The sequence below is a fragment of the Pseudomonas sp. WS 5071 genome, from assembly GCF_012985765.1.
Lineage (GTDB): Bacteria > Pseudomonadota > Gammaproteobacteria > Pseudomonadales > Pseudomonadaceae > Aquipseudomonas > Aquipseudomonas lundensis_A.
This window is the reverse complement of the sequence record NZ_JAAQWY010000070.1, coordinates 1-2,582: the sequence shown is the minus strand read 5'-3', so window position 1 is coordinate 2,582 and position 2,582 is coordinate 1. Positions and strand designations below refer to the sequence as shown.

Sequence of the window (2,582 nt, the reverse complement as noted above, 5' to 3'; positions counted from 1 at the left end):
TGTTGGCGCTGATTGAAAACTGACCCACCCTGCCGATTGAAAATTGACCCAGGACGGATTGCTGATTTCTGTCCCAGCAATTGTGGATAAGCTTAGCAGCAGTGGGCCGATTCAAGACGCATCAACCCCCACCGCATGTAGGCATGCAGCAGGGTATTTATGGTGCGGATCAAAATGGCTCATCGTCCTCGACATCATCTCCGTCCTTGCGCTTTCGTTCCCGTGACTTGATCTTTGTCTGGGCGGCCAAGGTGCTGTGTTGTAGGCGGTAGGACTCGTTGCCCGTTTCGACGATGTGGCAGTGATGTGTCAGCCGATCCAACAACGCGGTGGTCATCTTGGCGTCGCCAAACACACTCGACCATTCCGAGAAGCTGAGGTTGGTGGTGATGACCACGCTGGTGTGTTCGTACAGTTTGGACAGCAGGTGAAATAACAGGGCACCGCCGCTTTGGCTAAAGGGCAAATATCCCAGCTCATCCAGTATCACCAGGTCTGTGCGAAGCAGTCCCTGGGCGATTCGCCCTGCCTTGCCATCGTACTTCTCACGCTCCAGCAGATTCACCAGATCCACCGTGGAAAAGAAGCGCACGCGTTTGTTGTGGGCCGTGATTCCGGATACAGCCAAGGCACTGGCCAGGTGTGTTTTCCCGGTTCCAGGGCCGCCAATGAACACGACATTCTGCGCCGTTTCAGTGAACGCTAAGCTGGATAGATCGCTGACCAGCCGGGCATCAGCGCTGGAAGCGCTGAAGTCAAAGCCAGCTAAGTCACGGTGCATGGGGAGTTTTGCCATGTTCATCTGATGATTCACCGAGCGCACCGCGCGATCCGCATGTTCCTGCTGAAGCAGATGTTCCAGCAGCCATTTCGATGAAGCCGTCGACGCTGTTCCTTGAGAGACCAGTTCTTCCCAAGCACTGGCCATGCCGTGCAGGCGAAGTTCTTTGAGTTCAGTCATTAGGTCACGCATTGCGATTCTCCTCATCGGTCGCACGGAGCCGGTCGTAGCGTGCTGTATTGGCAACAGGCGCGACCTTGAGTTGCAGGCTGGTTTCTACACTGGGAGGTAGTGCGGTGGAGGTCAGGCGGGCAAGGACATTGAGGATGTGATCGGCGCTCAGACTTCCCGATTCAAGTACCAGCTCCACCGCCACCAGCACAGGTTCGAGCCCCGCAATTGGCACAGCAGCCAGTACCTGCATCATGATTCGATCACCGTTGGTGTGACGCCTCAGTCCTCGTTTGAGAAGCCGTAACGGTTTTGGCAGATCAGCAAATGGCGCACCGTTGCGCAATGCACCAGGCTTGCGTTCGATGAGTGGGATGTAGTGCTGCCAGTCAAAACTGACCTGATCTCGATCAAAGAGGCGCTCGTGACTGGCGATCACCGTTTCGTCAGCAATGACCACGATCCGCGAAGGGTACAAACGGCTACTGACCCACTGGCCGACGCGCTCACATGGCACTGAATAGCGATTTCGCGCCACGCTGATCAGGCAGGTGCTGGAGACCCGCACGGTACGCTCGACGTAGCCATCAAATGCCGTCGGCATTGGCATCATTTCGACCTGCTCCAGCTCTAAGACCTCGGCCACCGTCAGCCCGTTGTACTGCGGATGCACTAGTTCGCTCCAGAGCGACCGACAACGTTGGCCGAGCCAGACATTCAGTTCCTCGAAGGTGTGAAACATACAGTTTTGAGCATCGAGCCAGATTCGCCTCCGGCTGTCCTGAACGTTCTTTTCGACGATGCCTTTTTCCCAGCCAGAGGCCACGTTGCAGAAGTCCGGATCGAACAGATAGTGCGCGCACATCACGGAAAACCGGGCGTTGACCGTGCGCCCTTTGCCTTTGTTGACCTTGTCGACAGCCGTTTTCATGTTGTCGTAGATGCCGCGACGCGGCACACCACCCAACGCTCCAAACGAACGGGTGTGGGCATCAAACAGCATCTCGTGGCCTTGGCTGGGGTACGCAACTAACCAGAATGCGCGGCTGGCACACAGCTTCATGTGGGAGACCTGGATACGTCGAAAAAGACCACCGATCAGCAGACCTTCTTCGCTCCAGTCAAATTGAAAGGCCTCACCGAGCGCAAACGTCAGCGGTACAAAAGCGCGTAAAGACTTGCCTTGCTCGCCTCGCCAAGAGCGCACAAACGCCGTGAGCTGGCTGTAACCGCCGTCATAACCCTCGGCTTTGATCTGCTCAAAAAGTGCTTTGGCGCTCCTGCGGTTGTGTTTTGGCCGGAACGAATCGGCCTTGAGCGCCTGCTCCAGGGTCTCGTGAAAAGGGCTGAGCTTATTGAAGGTTGCGCACCGTTGGTACGCTGGCTGAATGGCTTCGGGCGCTCTGACCCATTTTCGGATGGTGTTTCTCGACAGCCCGGTACGCTTGGCTATCTGATGCAGCGAGAGCTTGTCGCGGAAGTACATCCGCCGGATTTTTCCCAACATTTCCATGCTGATCACCCTGTGTTCTCCTGCTCGAAAAGTGAGCAGAAGCAGTTGAACACCTGGGTCAGTTTTCAGTCGGCAGAAGAGCCTCTACTGGGTCAGTTTTCGGTCAGCGGCAACAGC

The 2,582-nt window shown here is 56.2% G+C and carries 2 protein-coding genes; both read right to left on the bottom strand.

Going from position 1 to position 2,582, the window contains the following annotated elements:
• Positions 1–169 precede the first annotated feature (169 nt).
• Positions 170–973, bottom strand: a complete 804-nt coding sequence (gene istB / locus HBN61_RS22205; RefSeq protein ID WP_029241171.1) for an IS21-like element ISPsy20 family helper ATPase IstB — start codon at positions 971–973, stop codon at positions 170–172.
• The gene (istA, locus tag HBN61_RS22200) at positions 966–2,465 is read right to left on the bottom strand and encodes an IS21 family transposase (RefSeq protein ID WP_102619021.1); all 1,500 of its coding nucleotides are present in this window, start codon (positions 2,463–2,465) and stop codon (positions 966–968) included. Before istA ends, istB begins: the two co-directional genes overlap by 8 nt.
• Positions 2,466–2,582 lie beyond the last annotated feature (117 nt).